The following is a 22,013-nucleotide window of genomic DNA, read 5'->3' as shown; positions in this document are numbered from 1 at the left end:
CCCGCTCGGATGACGACCGTTCGCGACCCCTCGGCGGGCCCCTGAAGCCCGCCGGGCGCGTCACTCGCCGAGCGTGATCGCCTGCGCCTCGACGAGCTCGGGCTCGGGCTCGTGGGCGTCGGCGCGGGCGAGGGTGCGGCGTCCGAGCAGCACGATCAGCGCGGCGACGGCGACCGCTCCGGCCGCGGCGTACATCGGGAAGGCCGGCGAGATCGCGGCGGCCAGGGCGGAGGCGGCGGGCGGGGCGATCGCGCCGCCGAGGAAGCGGACGCCGGAGTAGGCGGACGAGGCGACGGAGCGGGGCAGGTCGGTCGCCTCCATCACGCACTCGGTGAGCACCGTGTTGACGACTCCGAGCAGCAGGCCGCCGACGATGATGCAGACGATCAGGCCGACGCGCGACGAGATCACGAGGCCGCCGGCGATCAGGTCGAGCGCGAGCAGCAGCAGCACCGAGCGCAGCACGACGGTGCGCGGGAGGCGCCGGGTGAGCAGCGGAGCGACGAACACGGAGGTGATCGCCACGCCCAGGCCCCAGCCGAAGAACGTGAAGCCGAGGCCCATCTCGTCCAGCCCGAGCGGGTAGGGCGTGTAGGCGAGCAGCACGAAGAAGCCGATGTTGTAGAACAGGGCGGCGCCCGCCAGCGTGCGGATGGCCGGGACCTTGAGGGCCGCGAAGGGCGCCGAGAGCGGAGTCGGAGCGGGCTTCGGGCCGTCCTCGCGCAGGAGCGTCGCGATGGCGATGAAGCCGACGGCCATCAGCACGGCGGTCCCGAAGAACGGGCCGCGCCACGAGACGCTGCCGAGGAGCCCGCCGAGCAGCGGGCCGATGGCGATGCCGATGCCCAGCGCGGCCTCGTAGAGCACGATCGCCGCGGAGGAGCCTCCGCTCGCCGCGCCGACGATGGTCGACAGGGCGGTCGAGATGAACAGCGCGTTGCCGAAGCCCCAGCCCGCGCGGAAGCCGATGACGCCCTCGACGCTGCCCGCCGTGCCGGCGAGCGCGGCGAACACCACGATCAGCACCAAGCCGATCATGAGGGTCTTCTTGGCGCCGATGCGGCTGGAGAGCCAGCTGGTGAAGAACATCACGACGCCGGTGATGACGAGGTAGCTCGTGAAGAGCAGCGAGGTCTCGGTCGGAGTCGCCTGCAGGCTCTCGGCGATGGCCGGGAGGATGGGGTCGACCAGGCCGATCCCCATGAAGGCGATCACCGCGGCGAAGGCGACGGCCCAGACGGCCAGCGGCTGCTTCAGGATCGAGCCCTGGGCGGGCGAGTGGGGGGAGGTGGTCACGGCGTGGAGCCTTTCTCGGGGGAGGAGGGGACGGGGGTGCCGGCGATGCGGGCGACGCGGGCCTCGACGAGGGTCGCGGCGCGCTCGAGGGCGAGGCGGTCGTCCTCGTCGAGGTCCTCGAACAGCGGGGCCAGGGCGGCCTCGAGGCGGAGACGGTGCTCGGCGAGGGCGTCGAAGCCGGCGGGAGTGCCCTCGATCAGCCAGGCGCGGCCGTCGCCGGCGTCGTGGACGCGGCGGATCCAGCCGGCCTCGTCGAGACGGGCGATGATGCCGGTCATCGTCGGCTGGGTGACGCGGACCCGCTCGGCGAGCTCGCCGAGGCGGGAGGGGGAGGCGGTGCGCAGCTCGGCGAGCGTCGACCAGACGGCTCCGGACTGCGCGCCGAGCCCGGTCGCGCCGCTCGCCCGGCCCGCGAACCGCGTGAGGGCGGTGGCGGCGGAGGCGAGACGCACGGGGGCGCTGGAATCGGGCACGAGAAACAATATAGCACGCCTATGTAGTTTGGTGGAGGGCGCTTCGAGTCCACCCTCCATCGTGCGCACTCACTGACGTTCTCCTCCGCTTCTGTGACAGGATCATCCGTATTCGCGCGTCCACTCCCGCGATCACCGACGGAAAGAGAAGTCATGTCCCCCAGCGAGCACGACGTCGTCGTGATCGGAGCCGGTGCCACCGGACTCACCGCGGCGCGCCGGCTGCAGCAGCACGGCCTCGACGTCGTCGTCGTCGAGGCGCGCGAGCGCGTGGGCGGGCGGCTCGAGACCCGCGTGGTCGACGGGCAGCTCCTCGAGCTCGGCGGCCAGTGGGTCTCGCCGGACCAGACGGCGCTCCTCGAGACCCTCGACGAGCTCGGCCTCGGCACCTACTCCCGTTACCGCGAGGGCGAGAGCGTCTACATCGGCGCCGACGGCTCCGCCCGCCGCTTCACCGGCGACATCTTCCCGGGGAGCGAGCGCACCGAGTCCGAGATCTCCCGCCTGATCGAGGTGCTCGACCGCCTCGTCGCCGAGACGGACCCGGCGGCGCCGTGGACGCACCCGCTCGCCCGCGACTACGACCGCGTCACCTTCGCCGCCTGGCTGGAGCAGCAGAGCGACGACGAGGAGGCGCGGGCCAACATCGCCCTCTTCCTCGCCGACGCCATGCTCACCAAGCCGGCGCACGCCTTCTCCCTCCTCCAGGCGCTCCTCATGGCCGCGAGTGCGGGGAGCTTCAGCAACCTGGTCGACGCCGACTTCATCCTCGACAAGCGCGTGATCGGCGGCCTCCAGCAGGTCCCGGAGCGGCTCGCCGAGCGCCTCGGCGCCGAGCGCGTCCTGCTCGGGCACCCGGTCCGCTCCGTCCGCTACGGCGACGACGGGGTCGAGGTGCGCGCCGACGGCGTCGTCCTCCGCGCTCGCCGTGCGATCGTCGCCGTGCCGCCGAACCTCGTCGGCCGCATCTCGTTCGATCCATCGCTCCCGCGCCTGCGGCAGCAGGCCCTGCAGCACCAGTCGCTCGGCCTCGTGATCAAGGTGCACGCCACCTACGCCACGCCCTTCTGGCGCGCCGACGGCCTCTCCGGCACCGCGTTCAGCCCGCACTCGCTCGTGCACGAGGCCTACGACAACTCGAACCACGGGGAGGAGCGCGGCACCCTGGTCGGCTTCGTCTCGGACGAGAAGGCCGACCGCGTGCTCGCGCTCGACGAGGCGGAGCGGAAGGCCGCGATCCTCGACTCGCTCGCCGCCTACTTCGGCCCGGCCGCACTCGATCCGGTCGTCTACTACGAGAGCGACTGGGCGTCCGAGGAGTGGACGCAGGGCGCGTACGCCGCGAGCTTCGACCTGGGCGGGCTGACCCGGTACGGCGCGCTGCAGCTGGAGCCGGTGGGTCCGCTCCGCTTCGGCACGAGCGACCTCGCCGCCGAGGGCTACCAGCACGTCGACGGCGCCATCCGCGTCGGCAGGCGCCTGGCACAGGAGATCATCGACGAGGACGGCGCGACCGCACCGGCCCCCCAGCGCGAAGGAGCACAGCCCGCATGAGCACCCACTACGCCGTGATCGACCCGGCCACGGGGGAGACCCTCCGCGAGTACCCGACCCTCGGCGACGCCGAGCTGACCGCGGCGATCGGCTCGGCGCAGGACGCGTACTCCTCGTGGTCGCGGACCGTGCCCGTTGCGACCCGCGCGGCGCTGATCGCCCGGGTGGCAGAGCTGCACGTCGAGCGCGCCGACGAGCTCGCGGCGATCATCGTCCGCGAGATGGGCAAGCCGCTCGACCAGGCGCGGGGCGAGGTCGGCTTCGCCGCCGACATCTACCGCTACTACGCCGAGAACGGCGAGGCCTTCCTGGCCGACGAGCCGATCGAGCTCGCCGAGGGCACCGGCTCCGCGCTGATCCGCCGTGCCGGGCTGGGCGTGCTGCTGGGCATCATGCCGTGGAACTTCCCCTACTACCAGGTGGCCCGCTTCGCCGGCCCGAACGTGGTCGCGGGCAACACGATCCTGCTCAAGCACGCGCCGCAGTGCCCGGAGTCGGCCGCCGCCATCGCCGACATGTTCCGCACCGCGGCCGAGGAGCTGGGTGCGCCCGCCGGCGTCTACGTGAACCTCTACGCCACGAACGAGCAGGCCGCGACCGTCATCGCCGACCCCCGGGTCCAGGGCGTCTCCGTCACCGGTTCCGAGCGAGCCGGCGCGGCCGTCGCGGAGCTCGCGGGCCGGCACCTGAAGAAGGTCGTGCTCGAGCTCGGCGGCTCCGACCCGTTCGTGCTCCTGTCGACCGACGACCTCGACAAGGCGGTCGAGGACGCGGTCGCCGCGCGCCTGGACAACAACGGCCAGTCCTGCAACGCCGCGAAGCGCTTCATCGTGATCGACGAGCTGTACGACGCGTTCGCCGAGAAGTTCACGGAGGCGTTCACCCGCGCCCAGCCGGCCGATCCGTTCGCGGAGGGCACCCTCCTCGGCCCGCTCTCCTCCTCCGCCGCGACGGAGCGACTCGAGGCGCAGCTGGCGGCCGCGCGCGAGCAGGGGGCCACCGTCCGCGCCAGCGGCGAGGTGACCGGCAACTTCTTCCCGCCCGCCGTGCTCGAGGGCGTCACGCCCGAGATGGACGCCTACCGCGAGGAGTTCTTCGGCCCCGTCGCCGCGCTCTACCGCATCCGCGACGAGGACGAGGCGATCGCCCTCGCGAACGACACCCCCTACGGCCTCGGCTCCTACCTCTACACGACCGACCAGGAGCAGGCCCTGCGCCTGGCGGACCGGATCGACGCGGGGATGGTCTGGATCAACCTCGTCCTCGGCGACGCGGCCGAGCTGCCCTTCGGCGGCGTGAAGCGCTCGGGGACCGGCCGCGAGATGGGCCGCCCCGCCCTCGAGGAGTTCGTGAACAAGAAGCTCATCCGCATCGCGTGAGTCGTCGGAGCGCCGGTCCGACCGGCGCTCCGACGACCCCCGCGCTCACTTCTTCGTCAGCGAGGACTCCTTGTGCGCGGCCTTCGCGTCGGTCTTGTCGCTCTGCACGATCCAGTAGGGCTCGTCGTCCGAGGCGTTGAACTTCTGCCCCTCGAACTGGAACTCCTTCGTCTTCTTCTCGACCAGCTCGCCGTGGGTCTCGCCCTGCGGGGTGTTCCAGCTGATCTTGTCGCCCTTCTTCACGAGGCGGCTCCTCTCTCTCGGTCGCGCCGGAGCGCGGTGGTCCCCTCGCGCGGAAGCGCGATGGTGGTGGTGACGTCGACGATCGCCGGAGCGGCGGGCGCCGACGAGAAGCCGAACCGCACGGGCGGCGAGAGCGGGCGCAACGGGCCGAGGTCCTCCTCCGCCAGCACCGCGTGGACGCCCTCGACGCGGCGGATCGCCCGCACGCCGTAGTACTCGCGGCGTCCGTGCCCGGCCGACCCGGCCGTGCTGACCCCGCGGACGAGCAGGGAGGCGACCGGCGAGATCGCGGTCAGCCATGCCGGGTGCTCGGCGAGCGGTCGCGGAACGATCCGCAGCAGCCGGCCGAGCGCAGTGAGACCGCCGAGCTCCAGTCGCACCGCGAGCGGTCCGGCCGCGACGGACAGGCCGCCCGCGATCCTCCGCCACGACACCGGCGCGATCCGCACCTCGTCGAACGCGTACGTCGACCCGATGAAGTCCGCGACCTCGCGGGTCGGTGCGATCAGGAGGCGGTGGCCGTCGCCGTCCTCGACCATCGCGTCGGCGAACGGGCCGAAGGGGGTGTCCTCCCAGAGGCCCAGCACGATCCTCGTGCCCGAGGACGTGCCGAACCCCGCGATGCGCCCGCCGAAGCGGAGGAGCCGCGGGGTCCGGCCGGTCATCAGGAGGCCGAGCGCAGCAGCGTGAACGAGCCGTCGCGGACGATCAGCGTGGTGACCTCGCCCTCGACGACCTGCTCCGGGTCGCTCGAGGCGGCCAGCGTCCACTCGGCGCCGGGCGCCTCGGGAACGGTGAACTCGACGCCGTTCTCCGCCGCGTTCAGCAGCAGGGCGAAGCTCGCGCTGCCCTCGTGCTCGAACACGAACGTGATCGAGCGGGCGTCGGGGTTGTCCCAGTCCTCGTCGGCGAAGCCCTGCGCGTCGGAGCGGAGGATGTCGACCGTGTCAGGGCCGCCGTCGCCGGGGGCGCGACGGAACCACTTCGGGCGCAGCGCCGGCTCCGCGGCGCGGAGGGCGATCAGCTCGCGGGTGAAGGCGAGCAGCTCGCGGTCCGCGTTCTCCCAGTCGAACCACGAGATCTCGTCGTCCTGGCAGTAGGCGTTGTTGTTGCCGCCCTGCGTGCGGGCGATCTCGTCGCCGCCCAGGATCATCGGCACGCCGGCCGAGAGCAGCAGCGTCGCGAGGAAGTTGCGGCGCATGCGGTCGCGGCGCTCGTTGACCGCCTCGTTCTCGGTCGGGCCCTCGGCGCCGTTGTTGGAGGAGCGGTTGTCGCTCTCGCCGTCGTTGTTGTCCTCGCCGTTGGCCGCGTTGTGCTTGCGCGAGTACGCGGTGAGGTCGGCGAGGGTGAAGCCGTCGTGCGCGGTGACGAAGTTGATGCTGGAGACCGGCGAGCGGCGGTCGGCCTCGTACACGTCGGGGGAGCCGAGGACGCGCTGCGCGGTCGTGCCGAGCACCGAGTCGGCGCCGTTCCAGAAGTCGCGCACGTCGTCGCGGAACTTCCCGTTCCACTCCGACCAGTCCGCGGGGAAGCCGCCGACCTGGTAGCCGGCGGTGTCCCACGGCTCGGCGATCATCTTGACGGGCGCGAGCACCGGGTCCTGCGCGATCAGGTCGAGGAAGGCGCTGTGCACCTCGGCCTCACCGGTCTGGCGGGTGAGGGTGGTGGCGAGGTCGAAGCGGAAGCCGTCGATGTGCATCTCGGTCACCCAGTAGCGCAGCGAGTCCATGATCAGGCCGAGCGCGGCCGGGTGCGCGACGTTGAGGCTGTTGCCGGTGCCGGTGGTGTCGAAGTAGTTCGCGCGGTCCTCCTCCACCAGTCGGTAGTAGGAGCCGTTGTCGATGCCCTTGAACGAGAGGGTGGGGCCCTTGTCGTTGCCCTCGGCGGTGTGGTTGTAGACCACGTCGAGGATGACCTCGAGGCCGGCCTCGTGGAACGCCTTGACCATGGCCTTGAACTCGTCGACCTGCGAGCCGTCGTCCCCGGCGTGCGAGTACTCGTTGTGCGGCGCGAAGAAGCCGAGGGAGTTGTAGCCCCAGTAGTTGCGCAGGCCCTTCTCCTCGAGGTGCGAGTCCTGCACGAACTGGTGCACGGGGAGCAGCTCGACCGAGGTCACGCCCAGGTCGGTGAAGTGCTTGATCGCGGCGGGGTGCGCGAGGCCGCGGTAGGTGCCGCGGATGTCCTCGGGCACGTCGGGGTGCAGCTTCGTGAAGCCCTTCACGTGCACCTCGTAGACGACGGTCTCCTCGAGTGGGATGCGCGGCGCGGTGTCGCCGCTCCAGTCGAAGGAGTCGGGGTCGGTGACGACGCAGCGGGGGACCGCGTGCGCGGAGTCGGCGTCATTGCGGGAGTCGGCGTCCTCGTAGAACTGGCCGAAGACGTCCTCGGACCAGGTGTACGAGCCCTCGATCGCGGTGGCGTGCGGGTCGAGGAGGAGCTTGGCGGCGTTGTGGCGGAGGCCGTTGGCGGGGTCCCAGGGGCCGTCGACGCGCAGTCCGTAGCGGGTGCCGATGCCCATCTCGGGGACGAGGCCGTGGAAGACGTGGCCGGTCCGCTCGGTGAGGGCGACGCGGGTCTCTGCTCCGGACTCGTCGAAGAGGCAGACCTCGACGCTGTCCGCGGTCTCGGAGTAGACGGCGACGTTGGCGCCGGCGTCGCCGCGGAGGGAGACGCCGAGGGGATACGGGAAGGAACGGGGGGATGCGGGCATGCGTCCATCCTGACCGGGCGGCTCCGGGAGCTTCGCGCCCTTGTCGCCGCGCCCGCCTCCCGCTAATCTTCCAGGCCCTCCCTTCGACACGGCGCCCTCCGCGGGCATATAGTCAGCTGGCTTACTAAATCGTCGGAGGAGAGCGTCGTGCGCAACCGCAAGTGGATCGGGCTGGTCGTCATCAGCCTCGGAGTGGCGACGATCATCGTCGACTCGACCATCGTCAACGTCGCCATCCCGTCGATCGTCGCCGATCTCGGGATCACCTCGACCCAGGTGCAGTGGGTGCAGGAGTCGTACACGCTCGTGTTCGCCGCGCTCCTGCTGGTCTTCGGCACCCTCGCCGACCGCTGGGGCCGGCGCCGCATGCTGATCGTCGGCGTCTCGCTCTTCGCGCTCTCCTCCGTCGCGGCGGCCCTCGCTCCGACCGGCGACCTGCTGATCCTCTCCAGGGTCGTGCAGGGCGTCGGAGGAGCGATGGTGCTGCCGACGACCCTCTCGCTGATCAACGCCACCTTCCGCGGGCGCGAGCGCGCCATCGCCTTCGCCGTCTGGGGCTCGACCATCGGCGGCATGACCGCGGTCGGCCCGCTGCTCGGCGGCTGGCTCACCACCGACTTCTCCTGGCGCTGGGCGTTCGGCATCAACATCCCGCTCGGCGTGATCATCGTGGTCGGAGCGCTGCTGTTCGTCGACGAGTCGCGGCAGCCCGACGGGCGGAGGGTCGACCTCGTCGGCGCCGCGCTCTCCATCATCGCCTCCGCCTCCCTGGTGTTCGCCCTCATCGAGGGGCGCACCCTCGGCTGGTGGGGCGTCGACGAGCGGCTGAGCGTCGGCGGCTGGAGCTGGCCGCTCGGCCTCTCGCCGGTCCCGATCGCGTTCGCCGTCGCGGTGCTCGCCGGGGTCGCCTTCGTCCTGTGGGCGCGGGCCCGCGAGCGCGCCGGGCGCTCGGCGATGCTCGCGATCGGGCTCTTCCGCCTCGCCTCGTTCCGCAACGGCAACCTCGCCGCGATGATCGTCTCGCTCGGCGAGTTCGGGATCATCCTGGCGCTGCCGATCTGGCTCCAGAGCGTCCTCGGCTACACAGCCGTGCAGACCGGCCTGGTGCTCCTCGCGCTCGCGCTCGGCTCCTTCGTCGCCTCGGGCTTCGCCGGCGCCTTCGGCAACCGGGTCGCGCCGGTGCTGATCGTGCGGGTGGGCCTCGCGGCCGAGATCGTCGGCGTCGCGGGCATCGGCCTGGTCGTCTCCGACTCCACTCCGTGGTGGGCCCTCGTCCCGTTCCTCGCCGTCTACGGCTTCGGCGTCGGTCTCGCGACGGCGCAGCTGACCGGGGTCGTGCTCCGTGACGTGCCCGTCGAGCTCAGCGGCCAGGGCTCGGGCACGCAGTCGACCGCCCGGCAGATCGGCTCGGCCCTCGGCATCGCCGTGCTCGGGACGATCCTCTACACCTCGACCGCGGGGGTCCTCACGTCCTCGCTCGAGCAGCAGGGCCTCCCCGCGGAGCAGGTCGCGAGCACCGTCGACGCGGTGGTCGACTCCTCCGGCGCCGCGATCGCGGGGCTGGCCGCCTCGCCGGCCACCGCCGACGCGGCCCGGGCGGCGGGGGAGGCGTTCTCGGACGGCACCCGGTACGCGGCCTTCGCGGCCGCCGGATTCCTCGCCGTCGGCTTCCTGGCCACGCTCTCGCTCGGCCGCCCGGCCGAGGAGGCGGAGGCGGAGGTCAGCTCAGCGGAGCCGAGTCGTCGGCGGTGAAGACGATCTTGCCGATCGTGCGGTCGGCGCCCGTCGCACGGCGCGACAGGACGTCGACGACGTCGCCCAGCGGATGCACGGCGCCCGGCCGGGGCCGCAGCTCGCCGGAGGTGGCCAGCGAGACCGCGCGCCCGATCCGCTCCGCCGTCGCCACCACGATCAGGTTGCGCACCCGCGGGCGGTCGCGGCGGACGAGGCCCGACGCCTGCGAGACCAGCGCCGAACCGCTCGGCACCAGCGTCGCGATGCGCCCGCCCTCGGCCAGGAGGATCGCCGCGTCGTCGACCGGCAGGTGGCCGGAGACGTCGACGACCACGTCGAATCGGCCGCCCAGCACCCCGAGGTCGAGCGCGCGGTAGTCGTGCGGCTCGGCGCCGATCTCGCGCAGGAGGTCGGCGGAAGCGGCCGAGCCGGTCGCCGCGACGGTGCAGCCGGCGCGCACCAGCAGCTGGATCGTCGGATCGCCGATCGCTCCCGAGCCGCCGCTGACGAGGACGCGCTCGCCGGCGCGCACGTGCAGCGCGTCGACCAGGCCCACCGCGGTGCCTCCCGACATCGCGAGCGTGACGGCCTCGACGAAGCCGAGGGAGTCGGGGAGCGGGACGAGCGAGCGGCTGCGGGCGAGGGACGCGTCGGCGAAGGCGTCGCCGTCGCGGGTCATCCCCACGACGCGGTCGCCGATCGCGACGGAGTGCGACCCCGGGCCGAGCGCCTCGACGGTGCCGGCGATGTCGAGTCCGAACCCGTAGGGGCGGGAGCGGCCGACGGCCATGATCCGCGCGGAGCCGGACAGGATCTTCTCGTCCGTCGCGTTGATGCTCGCCGCGCGCGTGCGCACCAGGACCTCGCCGCGACCCGGCATCGGCACCGGCGCCTTCCGCCACGAGAGCAGATCGGGCCCGCCGAACCTGTCGTACCCGAGTCGTCGCATGTCGCTCCCGTCGTCCGTGCCAGCCCCTCGAGCCTAGGGCGTGGCCGCTGAGCGGAGGCGTCGCGGGCGCCCGGCGGAACCCCCTCCGGTGCCCGCGGGGCCGGTGCTACCGTGGCGGCCATGAGCGCAGACGACAGTCCCGAGTTCGCAGGCTTCGAGGCCACCCCCTCCACCGATGCGGAGAAGGCCGACGACGTCCGTCCCGCTGACGCCGAGGTCGAGGAGAACACGACGGCCGACGAGAGCCGCGACCCGGACCACGGCTACGACCCGATGAGCGAGAGCGGCTCCGAGAACGCCCCCGAGGACGAGGTCGGCCCCCGCGAGGACGAGGAGGGCCTGCTGCCCCCCGGCAGCACCGCCGAGGGAGCCGGCACCGCACTCGGCGCCGACGCCGTCGAGGGCGGCGAGCCCCTGGGCGAGAACGCGAGCGCCGGCACCCCCGGCCAGCTCGCCGACGAGCGCTGGCGCACCAACGGCATCAACCCGCTGGGGTGAGCCTTCTTCCGCGGCGGTCCCCGCCCGCCGCGGCGCAGTCGGCTACCCGGGATGGCCGGGCGGGTGGAGCGTCCTGCGTCCAGCTACGACGGAACGCTGACACGCGTTCCGCCGGTTCGCCTCGCGGACCCCAGCGGCGGTGGACGTCCGGTCGCGCGGGCCATCGACTCCTCCATCCACGGCCACGGCGGCGCGCCGTGAGGCGAACCGTCGAAACGCGTTCCAGCGTTTCGGCGTAGCCGGTCGCGACCCGCTCCACCTGCCCGGCCACTCCTGGGAGCCGACTGCGCCGCGGCGGGCGGGGACCGCCGCGGGAGTGAACACCGCACACAGCTGGCGTTCCGGTTGCTCGGAGGAGGAGCAGGGGTGGGCGCCGTAGCGTTCCGGGAGCGCGGCACGCCGGTCGCGCGGACGGGGAGTCCCATGTCGTTGTTCCTGAACCGCACTCGTGAGGTCCGATGGACCGAGGACGAGAGGCGGGCGCTGGCCGAGGCGGTGGCGGAGGACCGGGCCGACGCCTGGCGCGGAGTGGGTGCGCTGGATCGCACCGTCGTCGTCTCGACCGAGGACCCGGGCGTCCGCGGCGGCGCGCGCTGGCCCACCGATCACCGTGCGTTCCTGCGCGTCGACCGCGGCGCCTCCGTGGTGCTCGCTACCGACGGGCTGAGCGATCCCTTCGACCGGCTCGCGCATCCCGGCACCGGTCTCGGCCTCGAGCTGTGCCTCGAGACGTCCGCCGTCCGCGGCGTCCCCACCGCCGAGCTCTGGAACCACTGGCACTTCCGCCTGCTGTACGAGGCCGCCCGACGGGCCGCCCTGCAGGGGGTGTGCTGCCGCAGCTCCCTCGACACGGCGCGGCTCGCGAACGTCGCGGCGCCGCCCGCCTGGACCGATGAGCAGGGCACCGTCGGTGTCCTCCTGGGCCTGCGCAGCCCCGGCCTGCCCGAGCGGCTCGACCTGGCGACCGGTCACGCCGACCTGGTCACCCTCACGCCGCTGCGGCCGCAGGAGCACGCCCGGGCCTCGGTCGACGCGGGGGCCCGTGCCGAGATCGCCGAGCGCCTCCGGGCCCTGCCGCACGAAGAGCTCGTGCACACGGCCCGGCCGCTCGTGGTCTGAGGAGCGTCGCGGCTCAGGAGCCCTCGGCCGGCTCCGGCACCACGGTCATCTCGCCGGTGTTGTTCGCGCTCGCGATGAACTGCTCGATCCACAGGCGGTTCAGCGACGGGCGCTTGCTGCCGTGGAACCGGAAGTGCAGCGGAGTCGTCGGGTGCACCCAGACGGAGCTGCGGCCGTAGCCGGACGACTCCGGCTCGCTCCAGGAGAGGCTGAACGACTCGTTCCGCCGCATCTTGGTGAACATCGCAACCTTGAGGTGCGCGAGGAGCCGGTCCTCGAAGTCGATCTCGAGTGATTGCGGTCCGTAGATCAGTCGTCCCATTGTCTCCGCCGTGAAGTCGTGCCGACGCGCCGGAGTCCCGGACGGCGTCGCGGGCTCCGTGAGCTCGGGAGCCGCCACGGAGAGGATACCGATCCTGCGACCCGGAGGGGTGACACGGCTCTCGCCTCCGCCGGCCGGGGGCGGAATCACCCCGTCAACGACGGACGCCCCGCCGACCGGATCCGGGGATCCTGGTCGACGGGGCGTCGGAAGTCGGAGATTACTCGCCGACGCCGCGGATGTTCGCGGCCTGCGGGCCCTTGCGGCCCTGCTCGACGTCGTACTCGACGTGCTGGTTCTCGACGAGCTCGCGGTAGCCCTGCTTCGCGATGGCGGAGAAGTGCGCGAACACGTCGGCGCCTCCGTCGTCGGGAGCGATGAAGCCGAAGCCCTTTTCGGAGTTGAACCACTTAACGGTGCCAGTAGGCATTTCTTTTCCTTATGTGTTAATGACGCCGACCGGGGCCGGCGTCGTCAGAGTCCGCACGAGTGTGCGGTACCCGCTCGACTCGGCCTCCGCGGGTGAAACACGCGTCTGCCGGAGTCGTCCGGGTCGTCTAGGGGCTGAGCTCGCGCCTCCGGGGGAGGGCGGCTCTGCGGGGGAGAACGTCCCGCGGACCGGGCGAGCCGGTGGAGCGGGGGTCGAACGAGGAACGGCGCGGCTTCCGCGGCGTCCTGTGAAGGGCGGTACCCGCGTGCGAGGCGGGCGTTCGAACCGGACGACCGAGGACGATGCTCTCGGTCGGTGCGGTCTCTATCAGGGGCTGAGTCTCTTCGTCGTCGTGCGACTTCTCAGCCGTGGAATTCGGGCGATCGCCCAGGAGATGTCTCGACTCTACGGGATCACGGCCCCCGAGCGCGACCGCCCGCGTCATACGGCGCGCCGATCCGCGTGCGCTGGACGGCCGGAAGGCCCGCTGGAGTGGGTCGCGGTGTGCCACGATACGACTCGGAACGCGCCGACCCCACCGCCGACCCCACCGCACCTCCCCGTCTTCGCCCCCGCCCCTCCTTCCGAGGTCACCGTGCCCCTGCCTCCCCGGCCCGCCGACGCCGCGGTGCTGCTGCGCGAGCAGCGGGAGGTCGGCGTGCTCTGCGCTCGGCGGGCCGGCGGGGTGCTCACCGCCGCCTCAGCCCTGCACCTGCTCGCCCTGACTCCGGCCCAGCTGCTGACGGTGGTGCCGAGCGCCGCGCTGCTCGTCGTCTCGGCGCTCGTGCAGCTCGCGCCCAGCCGGTCCGTCGCGACGGGGGCGAGGGCGGTCGCCCTCGGGCTCGCGCTGGACGTCGCGGCGCTCGTCGCGTTCCTCTCGCCGGACGTCGACGCCTCCCTCCGAGCCGTCCTGAGCGGGATCACGATGCTCACCTCGATGGCGCTGCCGTGCGCGATGCTCGCCGTCGGCGCCTGGCGGGGCCTGCCCTGGGCCGCGGTCCTGGCGCTGCTCCCGGTCCTGGTCCTCGGGGCGGCGACGACGGGGGCGTCCGGGCGCGCGCCGTTCGTCCTCCTCTCGATCGTCGTCTGCTGGGCCCTGCTGCTGACGGCCGCCCGCTGGCTCGAGGGCAGCGTCGCGCGGGCCCACGTCGGCACGGCCCGTCTCCGGAGGGCCCACGACGCCGAGCGCCGCTCCAGCGAGACCGAGTCGCGGCACCGCGCCGACGCGCGGCTCATGCACGACACCATCCTGGCGACCCTGACGCTCGTGGCCCATCGGGGCGAGGGAGTGCCGGCTCCGGTGCTGCGCGACCGGGCGGCGGCCGACCTCGCGCTCCTGCGCGGTGTGGAGGCGGTGGACGAGCCGGAGCCGGCCTCCGGCGTCCGGCTGCCCGAGCCGCTCGCCGCGCTCGGTCGGCGGTCGGCGGAGGTCGGCGTCGAGGTGCGCTGGCACGGCGGTGCCCAGCCGCGGATCCGTGCGGAGGTGCTCGACGCCCTGGTGCGCGCGACCGGGGAGTGCCTCGAGAACGTGCGCCGTCACTCCGGGGCAGCGCTGGCGCACGTGAGCGTCGCGGAGGAGGCGGGCTCGCTCCGCGTCGTCGTCACGGACGAGGGGCGCGGCTTCGATCCGGCCGCGGTGCCGCCGGGGCGCCTGGGCCTCGCGGAGTCCGTCGTCGGCCGCGTCGAGGCGGTGGGCGGCACGGTCCGGGTCTTCTCGGCGCCGGGATCCGGCGCGACCGTGCTGCTGAGCGTGCCGCTGCTGAGCGTGCCGCTGTGAGCGGGACGCGGCAGGAGGAGGGGCCGGAGGACGGGACGCTCCTCGAGCTGGTCCGCGCGGCGGATCGGAGCCCCGGAGCGCTGTGGAGCATCCGCGAGCGCCTGACGCGGCCGAACCGCCTGAGCGGGAGCTACCTCGGGCTGGGCTTCCTCACCATGGCGGTGATGCTCGACATCCGCGGACTGATCTCGTACCTCTGGTCCCTCGACGCCCGGTCCGCGACCTGGGTGAGCGGTCTCTCCTGGCTGCTCGTGATCGCCGCGAGCGCGGCGGGGGCCGCGATCGCCCTGCGCCGCCACGGCGAGCTGCCGCGCTGGGCCTTCGCGGGCGTCCTCGGCGTCGACGTGATCGCGCTGCTGCTCGAGTTCGCCGACCACGCGCTGCCCACTCCGGCACCGATGTACTACCCGTCGGTCTGCGTGGGAGTGGGCGCGGGCGTGATCGCGCTGATCACCTTCCAGCCGCTCTCGCGCTCGTTCCTCGCCCTCGTGGTCCTGGTCGCGCTCGCGGCGCTCGGACTCGTCGGCCAGGCGCTGCTCGGCGACGGAGGCGCCGCCCTCGCGGTGAGCAACGTCCTCCTCGCCGTCGCGCCCGCGGCCGTGTGCGTCGTCGTGCTCACCTCGCTCGACCAGTACGTGCGGCGCACGCTCGACCGCAGCCTGGCCGACGGCACCGTCCCCGCCGCGGACGACGAGTTCTCGCAGGTGGACGCCCGCATCGAGGAGCTCCTCGAGCGGGTCCGGACGCCGGTGTCGCTGGACGAGGAGCTGGGCGAGCGGGCGCGGGTGCTCGGAGACGAGCTCCGCGAGGCGCTGGCCCGCAGCCACGACCGCACCTGGCTGAGGATCGCGGTGGAGGAGTCGGCGCTGCTGTCCTCCGCTGTCGCGATCGACGATCCGAGCGGGGCCGCGGCGCTGCTGGCCCCGCTCGACCGCTCGCGGCTGCTCTCGGTGCTCTGGCTGCTCACCGCCCCCGCGGGGAGGACCCCGCTCGCCGTCCGCCTGGAGCCGGGCCAGGGCGGCGGGGTGGAGCTCGCCCTGGTCGCCGCGGGCATCCGCACCCGCGACCTCGACCGCTCGGTCTGGGGCATCCTCAGCGAGCTCGGCGAGCACCGCACGACGACCGACCACGGCGCGACGAGGATCCTCCTCGCCCACCGGCCCCGGAGGAGGACGACGACATGAGCGACGAGCCCGCGATCACGCTGGCCATCCTCGACGACCACCCGATCCTGCTGGCGGCGCTGGCGGAGTGGATCCGCCGCTCGGGCACGGACATCCGCGTGGCGGCGACGGCCGGCACCTGGACGGACCTGCTCGCGCATCCGGCCTTCCCGACCGACGTGGTGCTGCTCGACATCGACCTCGGCGACGAGCTCGACCTCGCCATGAAGATCCGGATCATCGCGGCCGCCGGCGCCGCCACGATCATCATCAGCACGCACTCCGAGCCGGGGACGATCAGCCGGGCGCTCGAGGCCGGGGCGCACGGCTACGTGGTCAAGAGCGAGCGGACCGAGACGATCCTCGCGGCGATCCGGGCGGCGGCGCGCGACGAGCGCTTCCTGACGGCGCAGACGCGGGAGCTGCTCGGGGCCGACCGCCCGGGCACCCTGACGCACCGCGAGCGGGAGATCGTCCGCCTCTTCGTCGACGGGATGCCGCTGAAGCAGGTCGCCACGCTCCTCGGCATCACCCAGGACGCCGCGCGGAGCTCGCTGCGCAGCGCCCGGGGCAAGTACCGGGCGGAGGGGCTGGCCGTCGGCACGAAGATCTCGCTCCGCCGGCAGGCTCTGCGCGACGGGATCGTCGAGCGCTAGGCGCGCGCTCGACGATCCCGGGGGCCTAGACCGTCTCGGCGCGCTTCTGCCGCGCGGGCTCGGCGGGGTCGGAGGGCCCGTTCCAGATCGAGACGATGCCCCAGACGACGGCCGCGATCGGCACGGCCAGCACGGCGCCGACGATGCCGGCGAGGACGGTGCCCACGGTCAGGGCGATCAGGACGATCAGCGGGTGCAGCTTCAGCGAGCGCGCCATCACGACCGGCTGGAGGAAGTTGCCCTCGAGCTGGTTGACCCCGATGACGACCAGGATCACGATCAGCGCGGCGACCGGGCCGTTGGCCACCAGCGCGACGAGAGCGGCGAGGATGCCGGCGGCCGTGGCTCCGACGATCGGGATGAACGCGGTGAGGAAGACGATGACGGCCAGCGGGATCGCCAGCGGCACCTGGATGATCGCCAGCGCGACTCCGATGCCGATCGCGTCGACCGCCGCGACGGTCGCCGTTCCGCGGACGTAGCCGCCCAGTACGTCGACCGTCTTGTGCCCGACGCGCTTGGCGCGCTCGTAGCCCGAGCCGGTGAAGGGGCGCAGGAGGAACTCCCAGATCTTCGGGCCGTCCTTCATGAAGAAGAACAGCACCACGATCATCAGCACGAGGCCGGTGATGAAGTTCGCCGCCGCGGAGACGCCCGCGAGCGCGCCGTTGCCGAACGAGCTGGAGGTGAGGAAGTCGACGACCGACTGGCGGGCGGACTCGATCTGCTCGTCGGTGATCTGGAACGGCAGGTGCTGCACGTAGTCCTGCAGCGAGGTGATGCCGTCGGAGGCGCTGCTGACCAGCTCGTCCCACTGGTTGCGGACCGCGACCGTGATCAGCCAGCCGACCGCGCCGAGGATCGCGAGCAGCCCGATCAGCGCCAGCCAGGTCGCGAGGATCGACGGCACGCCCTTGCGCCGCATCCACGCCAGGACCGGGTGGATCGCCGCGGCGAGGATGAGCGCGATCATCACGGGGATGAGCACCAGCGTGAGCTGCGTCATCGCGAAGACGAGCACCGAGGCCAGCAGGAGGACGATGACCACCTGGAGGCAGCGGGTGGCGAACCGGCCGAGGCCGTCGCTCCAGACCCGCCGCTGCGGATCGGGTGCGCTCGGCGGCGGCGCTGCGGCGCTGGTCGAGGAGTCGTTGCGGTCGAAGAAGCCCATGGAGGGACGGTATCGGCTCGGGCCGACCTGCCGTCCCTCCTTGACACCCCGGCCGCGCGGCGGCGATGCGGGGGTCAGAGACCGGCGGGCTTCTCCGGCGTGCGCAGCCAGGTGTCGAAGAAGTCCGCCAGGTCGGAGCCGGAGACGTTCTCGGCCAGGGCCTGGAAGTCGGCGGTCGTCGCGTTCGAGTAGCGGTTCTCGGAGGCCCAGCGCTTCAGCAGCACGCCGAACGCGTCCGCGCCGATCCGGTCGCGGAGGGCGACGAGCGTCAGGCCGCCGCGGGCGTAGACGGGCGCATCGAAGAGGCCTGCGGCTCCGGGGTCGGCGACGGCGGTCGACCAGAACGGGTCGTCGGCGGGAGCGGCGGCGACCCGGGCGGCGGACTCGGTGACGCTCGCGCCGCCGGTGTGCTCCTCCCAGAGCCACTCGGCGTAGGTCGCGAAGCCCTCGTTCAGCCAGATGTCGGACCAGGTCTCCGGAGTGACGCTGTCGCCGTACCACTGGTGCGCGGTCTCGTGCGCGACGGTCGACTCGTCCGCGCCGCCGGAGTAGAACGAGCGGCCCTGGGTCTCGAGGGCGTAGCCGATCCGCTCGTCGTCGACCACGGCTCCGGCCGAGCGGAACGGGTACGGGCCGAAGACGGAGGAGAAGTAGTCGATGATCGCGCCCTGCTTCGCGAGCGCCGCCTCGGTGCGGGCGCGGGTGTCGCCGGTGATGTCCCGGTCGATCGCGTCGATGGTCGTCACGCCGCCCTGGGTGGAGCGGACCAGGTCGTAGTCGCCGATGTTCACCATGGCGAGGTAGCTCGCCATCGGGCTGGTCTCGACCCAGCGCGAGGTCGTCCACCCCTTCGACGTGGTGGGGGAGCCGACCGGCAGGCCGTTCGCGACCACCGTCCGGCCCTCCGGGACCGTGATGCTGAAGGTGTAGCGCGCCTTGTCGGCGGGCGAGTCGTTGACGGGGTACCAGGTCGAGGCGCCGTCCGGCTCGCTGGCGACCAGGGCGCCGTCGTCCGTCGACCACCAGCCGAAGGGGGCCCCGGTGCCGTCGACGGGGTTCCCGGTGGTCCCGGCGTAGTCGATGCTCACCAGCGCGGGCAGGCCCTTCCGGAGGGTCCGGGCGGGCGTGACGGTCAGCTCGTCCCCCGACTGGGAGAACCGGGCGCCCCCGGCGTTGACGGTGACCTTCGAGACGGTGAGGCCGGTCAGGTCGAAGGAGAGCGAGCGCAGGTCCTTCTGGGGCGCGAGGGTGACCACGGCCCTGCCGCCGAGGGCCCGGGTCGCCGGATCGTACTTCAGGACGAGGCTGTAGGTGAGGGCGTCGAAGCCGCTGCTGCCGAGGCCGGGGAAGTAGGGATCGCCGGCGCTGGTGCCCTCGTCGACGGCTCCCGCGCGGGCGGCGGGGGAGGCGATGGCGGCGGGTGCGAGGAGGAGGGAGGAGGCCACGAGCGCGCAGAGCGCGGCTGACGCACGGAATGTCATGTCCGCACGCTAGCGGGCGGGCGTTTCGTGCGCGTGTCGGCACCGTGCCGAGGAGAAGCCCCGTCGATCGACGGACGGGCGATCGCGCTCCTGCCGGGGCGAGTCAGCTGCGGAATCCGTCGTGGCCGCGGAGCATCGCACGGTGGAACTACCCATGCGAGCCGCCGGGGTCGCGTGGATCGTTGCGTCGGCGACGGATTCCGCACTACAGTCGCCGTGTTCATGCAGGTGCATGGGGTGCGGTACCCGAAGCCGCACTGCACCGCCCTGCTCGGAGCAGACGCCTCCGCCGGGAGGGATGACGATCCTCTCTCCCGGCGGGAGGCGGACCGGGCGGATCCGCCCGGCCGCCGCCGTCGCTACGCCGGGACGCGCACCGTCAGCCCGCCGGGCTCGATCCAGGTGCGGAACGCCGAGGTCGAGCCGAACGGATCGCCGTCGAGCTCGATCTCCTGCGCGTGCTCGAGGCGGACCGTGAGGTCGCGGCCCTTCACGTACCGCAGGGCCGACACCTCCTTGGTCAGGCCCATCAGCTTCTTGCCGACGACGCCGCTGCGGCGGAGCACGCCGTTCTCCCACACCACCTTGAAGATGATCTGCACCCAGCCGAAGAAGCCCTCGGGGCGCAGCAGGACGATGTCGAACTCGCCGTCGTCGACGGCCGCGTCCGGCAGCAGGAGGATGTTCGCAGGCAGGGCGCCGCAGTTGCCCACGATGATCGTGTGCGCGCGCACCTTGCGGGTCTTCGAGCCGTCGAGGCGGTAGCGGAACTCGAGCTGGTTCTTGTCGAGCAGGGCCTTCCGCAGCGCGTCCACGTAGGCGAGCCAGCCGGCCCGCTTCTTGAGGTCGTCGTCGGTGTTGGCGAGCATCTTCGCGTCGATCCCGAGGCCCGCCATCACGACGTAGGCGTGGCGGTCGCGGCCCGTGGAGGTCTCGATGTCGATCATCCCGACGTCGATCGCCCGGTCCTGTCCGGAGAACGCGACGGTCAGGGAGTTGTCGATGTCGTCGAGCGTGAGGTTCAGGTTGCGGGCGAGCAGGTTGCCGGTGCCGGAGGGCAGCAGCGCGAGCGAGGCGTCGGAGCCGCGAAGGGCCTCCGCCACGACGCGGACCGTCCCGTCGCCGCCGGCCGCGATCACGACGTCGGCGCCCGCGGCGAGGGCCTCCTTCGTCTGACCGGCTCCGGGGTCCTCGACGGAGGTCTCGTACCAGAGCGTCTCCTCCCAGCCGGCGGCCTCCTCGGCGCGCTTCACAGCGGCCTTCACGGACTCCAGGTCGACCTTGACGGGGTTGTAGACGAGGGCGGCACGGCGGCGCTCAGGCATCGTCGCGGCTCTCGTCGAGCTCGTCGCCGTTCTCGTCGACACGGCCCGGACGCACCGCGGCGTCCTCGCGGATGTCGATGCGGGTGTCGCCGGCCTCGGTGGTGGAGACCTCGATGCGCGGGGCCGCGTCGGCCTCCGTCGCCTTCGGGGCGCTGGTCAGCTGGTCGTGGCGGTCGTCCGCGCTCTGGTCGGTCATGCCTGGACGGTAGCAGCGGGCGATCCGCGCCCGCGCGGGCTTGCGTCAGCGGCTGCGTGCCGCCTGAAGACCCCAGAGCACGAGCGGGATCTGGAGCGGGAGGCGCAGCAGCGTGATCACCCGGGTCCGAGGCCGACGGGCGTCCCGCGCCATCTGCACGTTGCCGGGGAGGACGGCGGCCATCAGGGCGGCGGAGGCGAGACCGCCGGCCGCGCGGGTCCGCGGGTGCAGCGTCGCGGCCGCGCAGACCAGCTCCGCCGCTCCCGAGACGAGGACCCAGCCGCGCGCCGAGCCGGGCATCCCGCGCGGGACCACCGCGTCGAAGGTCCGCGGGTGCACCAGGTGGACGACTCCCGAGACCGCCATCGCCGACACGAGCACGAGCGGTCCCGCGCCCAGCCGGCTCATCGGCCCTCCGCCCCGCGCTCGAGCGGAGCGACGTGGTCGAGGATCCGGCGCCACTCGCGCACCAGCGCCAGCCGGCCGGCTCCGTCGACCGTCACGGTGCGCGCCCGGGCGAGGCGGCCGCGGTACCAGCGGCCGTCCTCGGCGCTCGCCACCGGGTCCGCGTCGCCGTGGACCAGGAGCGTCTCGGCGGTCACCCGGTCGAGGTCGTCGGCCCAGGAGCCGTCGCGGAGCGCTGCGAGGTCGGTCGCGGCGCCGCTCGGGCCCTGCCGCCAGCCCTCGGCGAGCATCCGCTCCAGCCGGTTGCGCAGTCCGCCGTGGGTGGCGAGCACCGGGTCGTCGGAGTCGATCCCGAGCGCGTCCAGGCCCGGCTGCGTCTGCGGGAGGGCGGCGGCGATCGCGTCGGCGTCCTCCCCGCGGAGGGTCTCGCGCCGCTCCCACGCGCTGGTGGGGTGCACGATCACGCCGGCCTGCGGGGGCGCGGGGGTGCCGACCAGCGCGAGGCGGTCCACGAGGTCGGGGTGCCGGGCCGCGAGCGAGAGCGCGAACGCGCCGCCGGAGCCCCAGCCGACCACGCCGACGCTGCCGAAGCGGGCGCCCTCGACCATGCGGGCGGTGCGCTCGGAGCGGCGCAGGTACTCGGCGAGGTCGTCCGCGCGGTCCTCGACGCGGCCGTGAGCGGCGTCGACCGGGTCCGAGGCGCCGTAGCCGGGGCGGTCGAGGATCAGCAGGTGCAGGCCCCACGGGCCGGTGACAGTGGGGTCGGGGTCGAAGCCGCCCGCTCCGGGAGTGGGGTGGCAGAACACCACCAGCCGGTCGGCGACGGGATCGCCCGCCGCCGAGACGCCCATCCCGCGGCCGGACCGCAGCTCGAAACGGTGGTTCGCCATGTCGCCTCCCGGGTGCGCCGAGGGTCGGCGCGTCGCCCCCAGTCAAGCGGAGACGGCGGCCCGCGCGCTGGGCCTTGTGCCGGAGCGGGAGCAGTCCGACGCGTCCGGAGCGGGCGTGCTCGCGGTCGCCTTCGTCGCCGAGCGCGGCGACCTCCCGCCTCTCGTCGTCGAGTCGATGGACGGGCTCCTCGCGCTCGTCTCGGGACTGCGCCTGTAGCCCCTGCCCCCAGCGGAGGTCGACC

23 protein-coding genes are annotated in these 22,013 nt (G+C 73.1%); 9 read left to right on the top strand and 14 right to left on the bottom strand.

The annotated features are described in order from the left end of the window. Positions 1 to 60: 60 nt before the first annotated feature. The gene (locus GSU40_RS14015) at positions 61 to 1,296 is read right to left on the bottom strand and encodes an MFS transporter (RefSeq protein ID WP_104226092.1); all 1,236 of its coding nucleotides are present in this window, start codon (positions 1,294 to 1,296) and stop codon (positions 61 to 63) included. Continuing rightward, positions 1,293 to 1,769 (bottom strand): MarR family transcriptional regulator, encoded by a 477-nt coding sequence (locus tag GSU40_RS14010; protein WP_160035382.1) that lies wholly within the window; start codon positions 1,767 to 1,769, stop codon positions 1,293 to 1,295. Before GSU40_RS14010 ends, GSU40_RS14015 begins: the two co-directional genes overlap by 4 nt. A gap of 153 nt (positions 1,770 to 1,922) precedes the next feature. Between GSU40_RS14010 and GSU40_RS14005 the strand changes: the two genes are divergently transcribed. Beyond that, positions 1,923 to 3,323: an NAD(P)/FAD-dependent oxidoreductase gene (locus GSU40_RS14005; RefSeq protein WP_160035380.1), complete on the top strand. Its 1,401-nt coding sequence runs from the start codon at positions 1,923 to 1,925 to the stop codon at positions 3,321 to 3,323. Beyond that, positions 3,320 to 4,702, top strand: a complete 1,383-nt coding sequence (locus tag GSU40_RS14000) for an NAD-dependent succinate-semialdehyde dehydrogenase (protein ID WP_160035378.1) — start codon at positions 3,320 to 3,322, stop codon at positions 4,700 to 4,702. The genes GSU40_RS14005 and GSU40_RS14000 overlap by 4 nt, the downstream gene beginning before the upstream one ends. Positions 4,703 to 4,747: 45 nt before the next feature. On the opposite strand, the gene GSU40_RS13995 is transcribed toward GSU40_RS14000, so the two are convergent. The 3 genes from GSU40_RS13995 to glgX are packed head-to-tail and all read right to left on the bottom strand — an operon-like array spanning position 4,748 to position 7,655. Beyond that, positions 4,748 to 4,945, bottom strand: coding sequence for a DUF2945 domain-containing protein (locus GSU40_RS13995; RefSeq protein ID WP_160035376.1), 198 nt, complete (start codon positions 4,943 to 4,945; stop codon positions 4,748 to 4,750). Continuing rightward, positions 4,942 to 5,610 carry a hypothetical protein gene (locus tag GSU40_RS13990; RefSeq protein ID WP_104233046.1) on the bottom strand — a complete coding sequence of 223 codons (669 nt, stop codon included), beginning with the start codon at positions 5,608 to 5,610 and terminating at the stop codon, positions 4,942 to 4,944. Before GSU40_RS13990 ends, GSU40_RS13995 begins: the two co-directional genes overlap by 4 nt. Continuing rightward, positions 5,610 to 7,655: a glycogen debranching protein GlgX gene (gene glgX, locus GSU40_RS13985; protein ID WP_104346570.1), complete on the bottom strand. Its 2,046-nt coding sequence runs from the start codon at positions 7,653 to 7,655 to the stop codon at positions 5,610 to 5,612. The genes GSU40_RS13990 and glgX overlap by 1 nt, the downstream gene beginning before the upstream one ends. A 147-nt stretch (positions 7,656 to 7,802) precedes the next feature. Between glgX and GSU40_RS13980 the strand changes: the two genes are divergently transcribed. Further along, entirely contained in the window at positions 7,803 to 9,407 is a 1,605-nt protein-coding gene (locus GSU40_RS13980) for a DHA2 family efflux MFS transporter permease subunit (protein ID WP_160035374.1), read from the top strand. Here GSU40_RS13980 and GSU40_RS13975 read toward each other — a convergent pair. Next, a complete protein-coding gene (locus tag GSU40_RS13975; RefSeq protein ID WP_160035372.1) occupies positions 9,376 to 10,338 on the bottom strand; it encodes an NADP-dependent oxidoreductase in 963 nt (320 codons plus the stop codon). The genes GSU40_RS13980 and GSU40_RS13975 overlap by 32 nt on opposite strands. A 120-nt stretch (positions 10,339 to 10,458) precedes the next feature. Between GSU40_RS13975 and GSU40_RS13970 the strand changes: the two genes are divergently transcribed. Further along, positions 10,459 to 10,836: a hypothetical protein gene (locus GSU40_RS13970; RefSeq protein ID WP_104314845.1), complete on the top strand. Its 378-nt coding sequence runs from the start codon at positions 10,459 to 10,461 to the stop codon at positions 10,834 to 10,836. 423 nt (positions 10,837 to 11,259) lie between these two features. Next, the gene (locus tag GSU40_RS13965) at positions 11,260 to 11,955 is read left to right on the top strand and encodes a hypothetical protein (protein ID WP_104238971.1); all 696 of its coding nucleotides are present in this window, start codon (positions 11,260 to 11,262) and stop codon (positions 11,953 to 11,955) included. Positions 11,956 to 11,968: 13 nt separating this feature from the next. On the opposite strand, the gene GSU40_RS13960 is transcribed toward GSU40_RS13965, so the two are convergent. Next, positions 11,969 to 12,277 (bottom strand): hypothetical protein, encoded by a 309-nt coding sequence (locus GSU40_RS13960; RefSeq protein WP_104226101.1) that lies wholly within the window; start codon positions 12,275 to 12,277, stop codon positions 11,969 to 11,971. Between the two features lie 220 nt (positions 12,278 to 12,497). Then, positions 12,498 to 12,707, bottom strand: a complete 210-nt coding sequence (locus GSU40_RS13955; protein WP_055786246.1) for a cold-shock protein — start codon at positions 12,705 to 12,707, stop codon at positions 12,498 to 12,500. A gap of 595 nt (positions 12,708 to 13,302) precedes the next feature. On the opposite strand from GSU40_RS13955, the gene GSU40_RS13950 reads away from it, so the two are divergent. Genes GSU40_RS13950 through GSU40_RS13940 form a run of 3 tightly spaced genes read left to right on the top strand, consistent with a single transcriptional unit; the run spans position 13,303 to position 16,303 of the window. After that, a complete protein-coding gene (locus GSU40_RS13950) occupies positions 13,303 to 14,484 on the top strand; it encodes an ATP-binding protein (RefSeq protein WP_160035370.1) in 1,182 nt (393 codons plus the stop codon). Then, positions 14,481 to 15,668, top strand: a complete 1,188-nt coding sequence (locus GSU40_RS13945; protein ID WP_160035368.1) for a hypothetical protein — start codon at positions 14,481 to 14,483, stop codon at positions 15,666 to 15,668. The genes GSU40_RS13950 and GSU40_RS13945 overlap by 4 nt, the downstream gene beginning before the upstream one ends. After that, the gene (locus GSU40_RS13940; protein WP_104246949.1) at positions 15,665 to 16,303 is read left to right on the top strand and encodes a response regulator; all 639 of its coding nucleotides are present in this window, start codon (positions 15,665 to 15,667) and stop codon (positions 16,301 to 16,303) included. The genes GSU40_RS13945 and GSU40_RS13940 overlap by 4 nt, the downstream gene beginning before the upstream one ends. Positions 16,304 to 16,328: 25 nt before the next feature. On the opposite strand, the gene GSU40_RS13935 is transcribed toward GSU40_RS13940, so the two are convergent. The 6 genes from GSU40_RS13935 to GSU40_RS13910 all read right to left on the bottom strand — a co-directional run bounded on the left by GSU40_RS13935 (position 16,329) and on the right by GSU40_RS13910 (position 21,771). After that, positions 16,329 to 17,474, bottom strand: coding sequence for an AI-2E family transporter (locus GSU40_RS13935; RefSeq protein ID WP_160035366.1), 1,146 nt, complete (start codon positions 17,472 to 17,474; stop codon positions 16,329 to 16,331). Between the two features lie 74 nt (positions 17,475 to 17,548). Then, on the bottom strand, positions 17,549 to 18,955 hold the full coding sequence (locus GSU40_RS13930; protein ID WP_160035364.1) for a M1 family metallopeptidase: 1,407 nt from the start codon (positions 18,953 to 18,955) through the stop codon (positions 17,549 to 17,551). Positions 18,956 to 19,314: 359 nt separating this feature from the next. Continuing rightward, complete coding sequence (locus GSU40_RS13925) at positions 19,315 to 20,280, bottom strand: diacylglycerol kinase family protein (protein ID WP_104222931.1); 966 nt, start codon at positions 20,278 to 20,280, stop codon at positions 19,315 to 19,317. Next, the gene (locus GSU40_RS13920) at positions 20,273 to 20,476 is read right to left on the bottom strand and encodes a multidrug transporter (RefSeq protein WP_104222930.1); all 204 of its coding nucleotides are present in this window, start codon (positions 20,474 to 20,476) and stop codon (positions 20,273 to 20,275) included. Before GSU40_RS13920 ends, GSU40_RS13925 begins: the two co-directional genes overlap by 8 nt. 45 nt (positions 20,477 to 20,521) lie before the next feature. After that, complete coding sequence (locus tag GSU40_RS13915) at positions 20,522 to 20,884, bottom strand: hypothetical protein (RefSeq protein WP_104222929.1); 363 nt, start codon at positions 20,882 to 20,884, stop codon at positions 20,522 to 20,524. After that, a complete protein-coding gene (locus GSU40_RS13910; RefSeq protein ID WP_104222928.1) occupies positions 20,881 to 21,771 on the bottom strand; it encodes an alpha/beta hydrolase in 891 nt (296 codons plus the stop codon). Before GSU40_RS13910 ends, GSU40_RS13915 begins: the two co-directional genes overlap by 4 nt. Here GSU40_RS13910 and GSU40_RS13905 point away from each other — a divergent pair. Beyond that, entirely contained in the window at positions 21,770 to 21,988 is a 219-nt protein-coding gene (locus GSU40_RS13905; protein WP_160035362.1) for a hypothetical protein, read from the top strand. The two genes, GSU40_RS13910 and GSU40_RS13905, sit on opposite strands and share 2 nt — an antisense overlap. Positions 21,989 to 22,013 lie beyond the last annotated feature (25 nt).

The sequence above is a fragment of the Rathayibacter sp. VKM Ac-2805 genome (assembly GCF_009834265.1).
Classification (GTDB): domain Bacteria; phylum Actinomycetota; class Actinomycetes; order Actinomycetales; family Microbacteriaceae; genus Rathayibacter.
The sequence above is the reverse complement of the archived record's forward strand: the minus strand, read 5'-3'. Positions and strand labels throughout refer to the sequence as shown.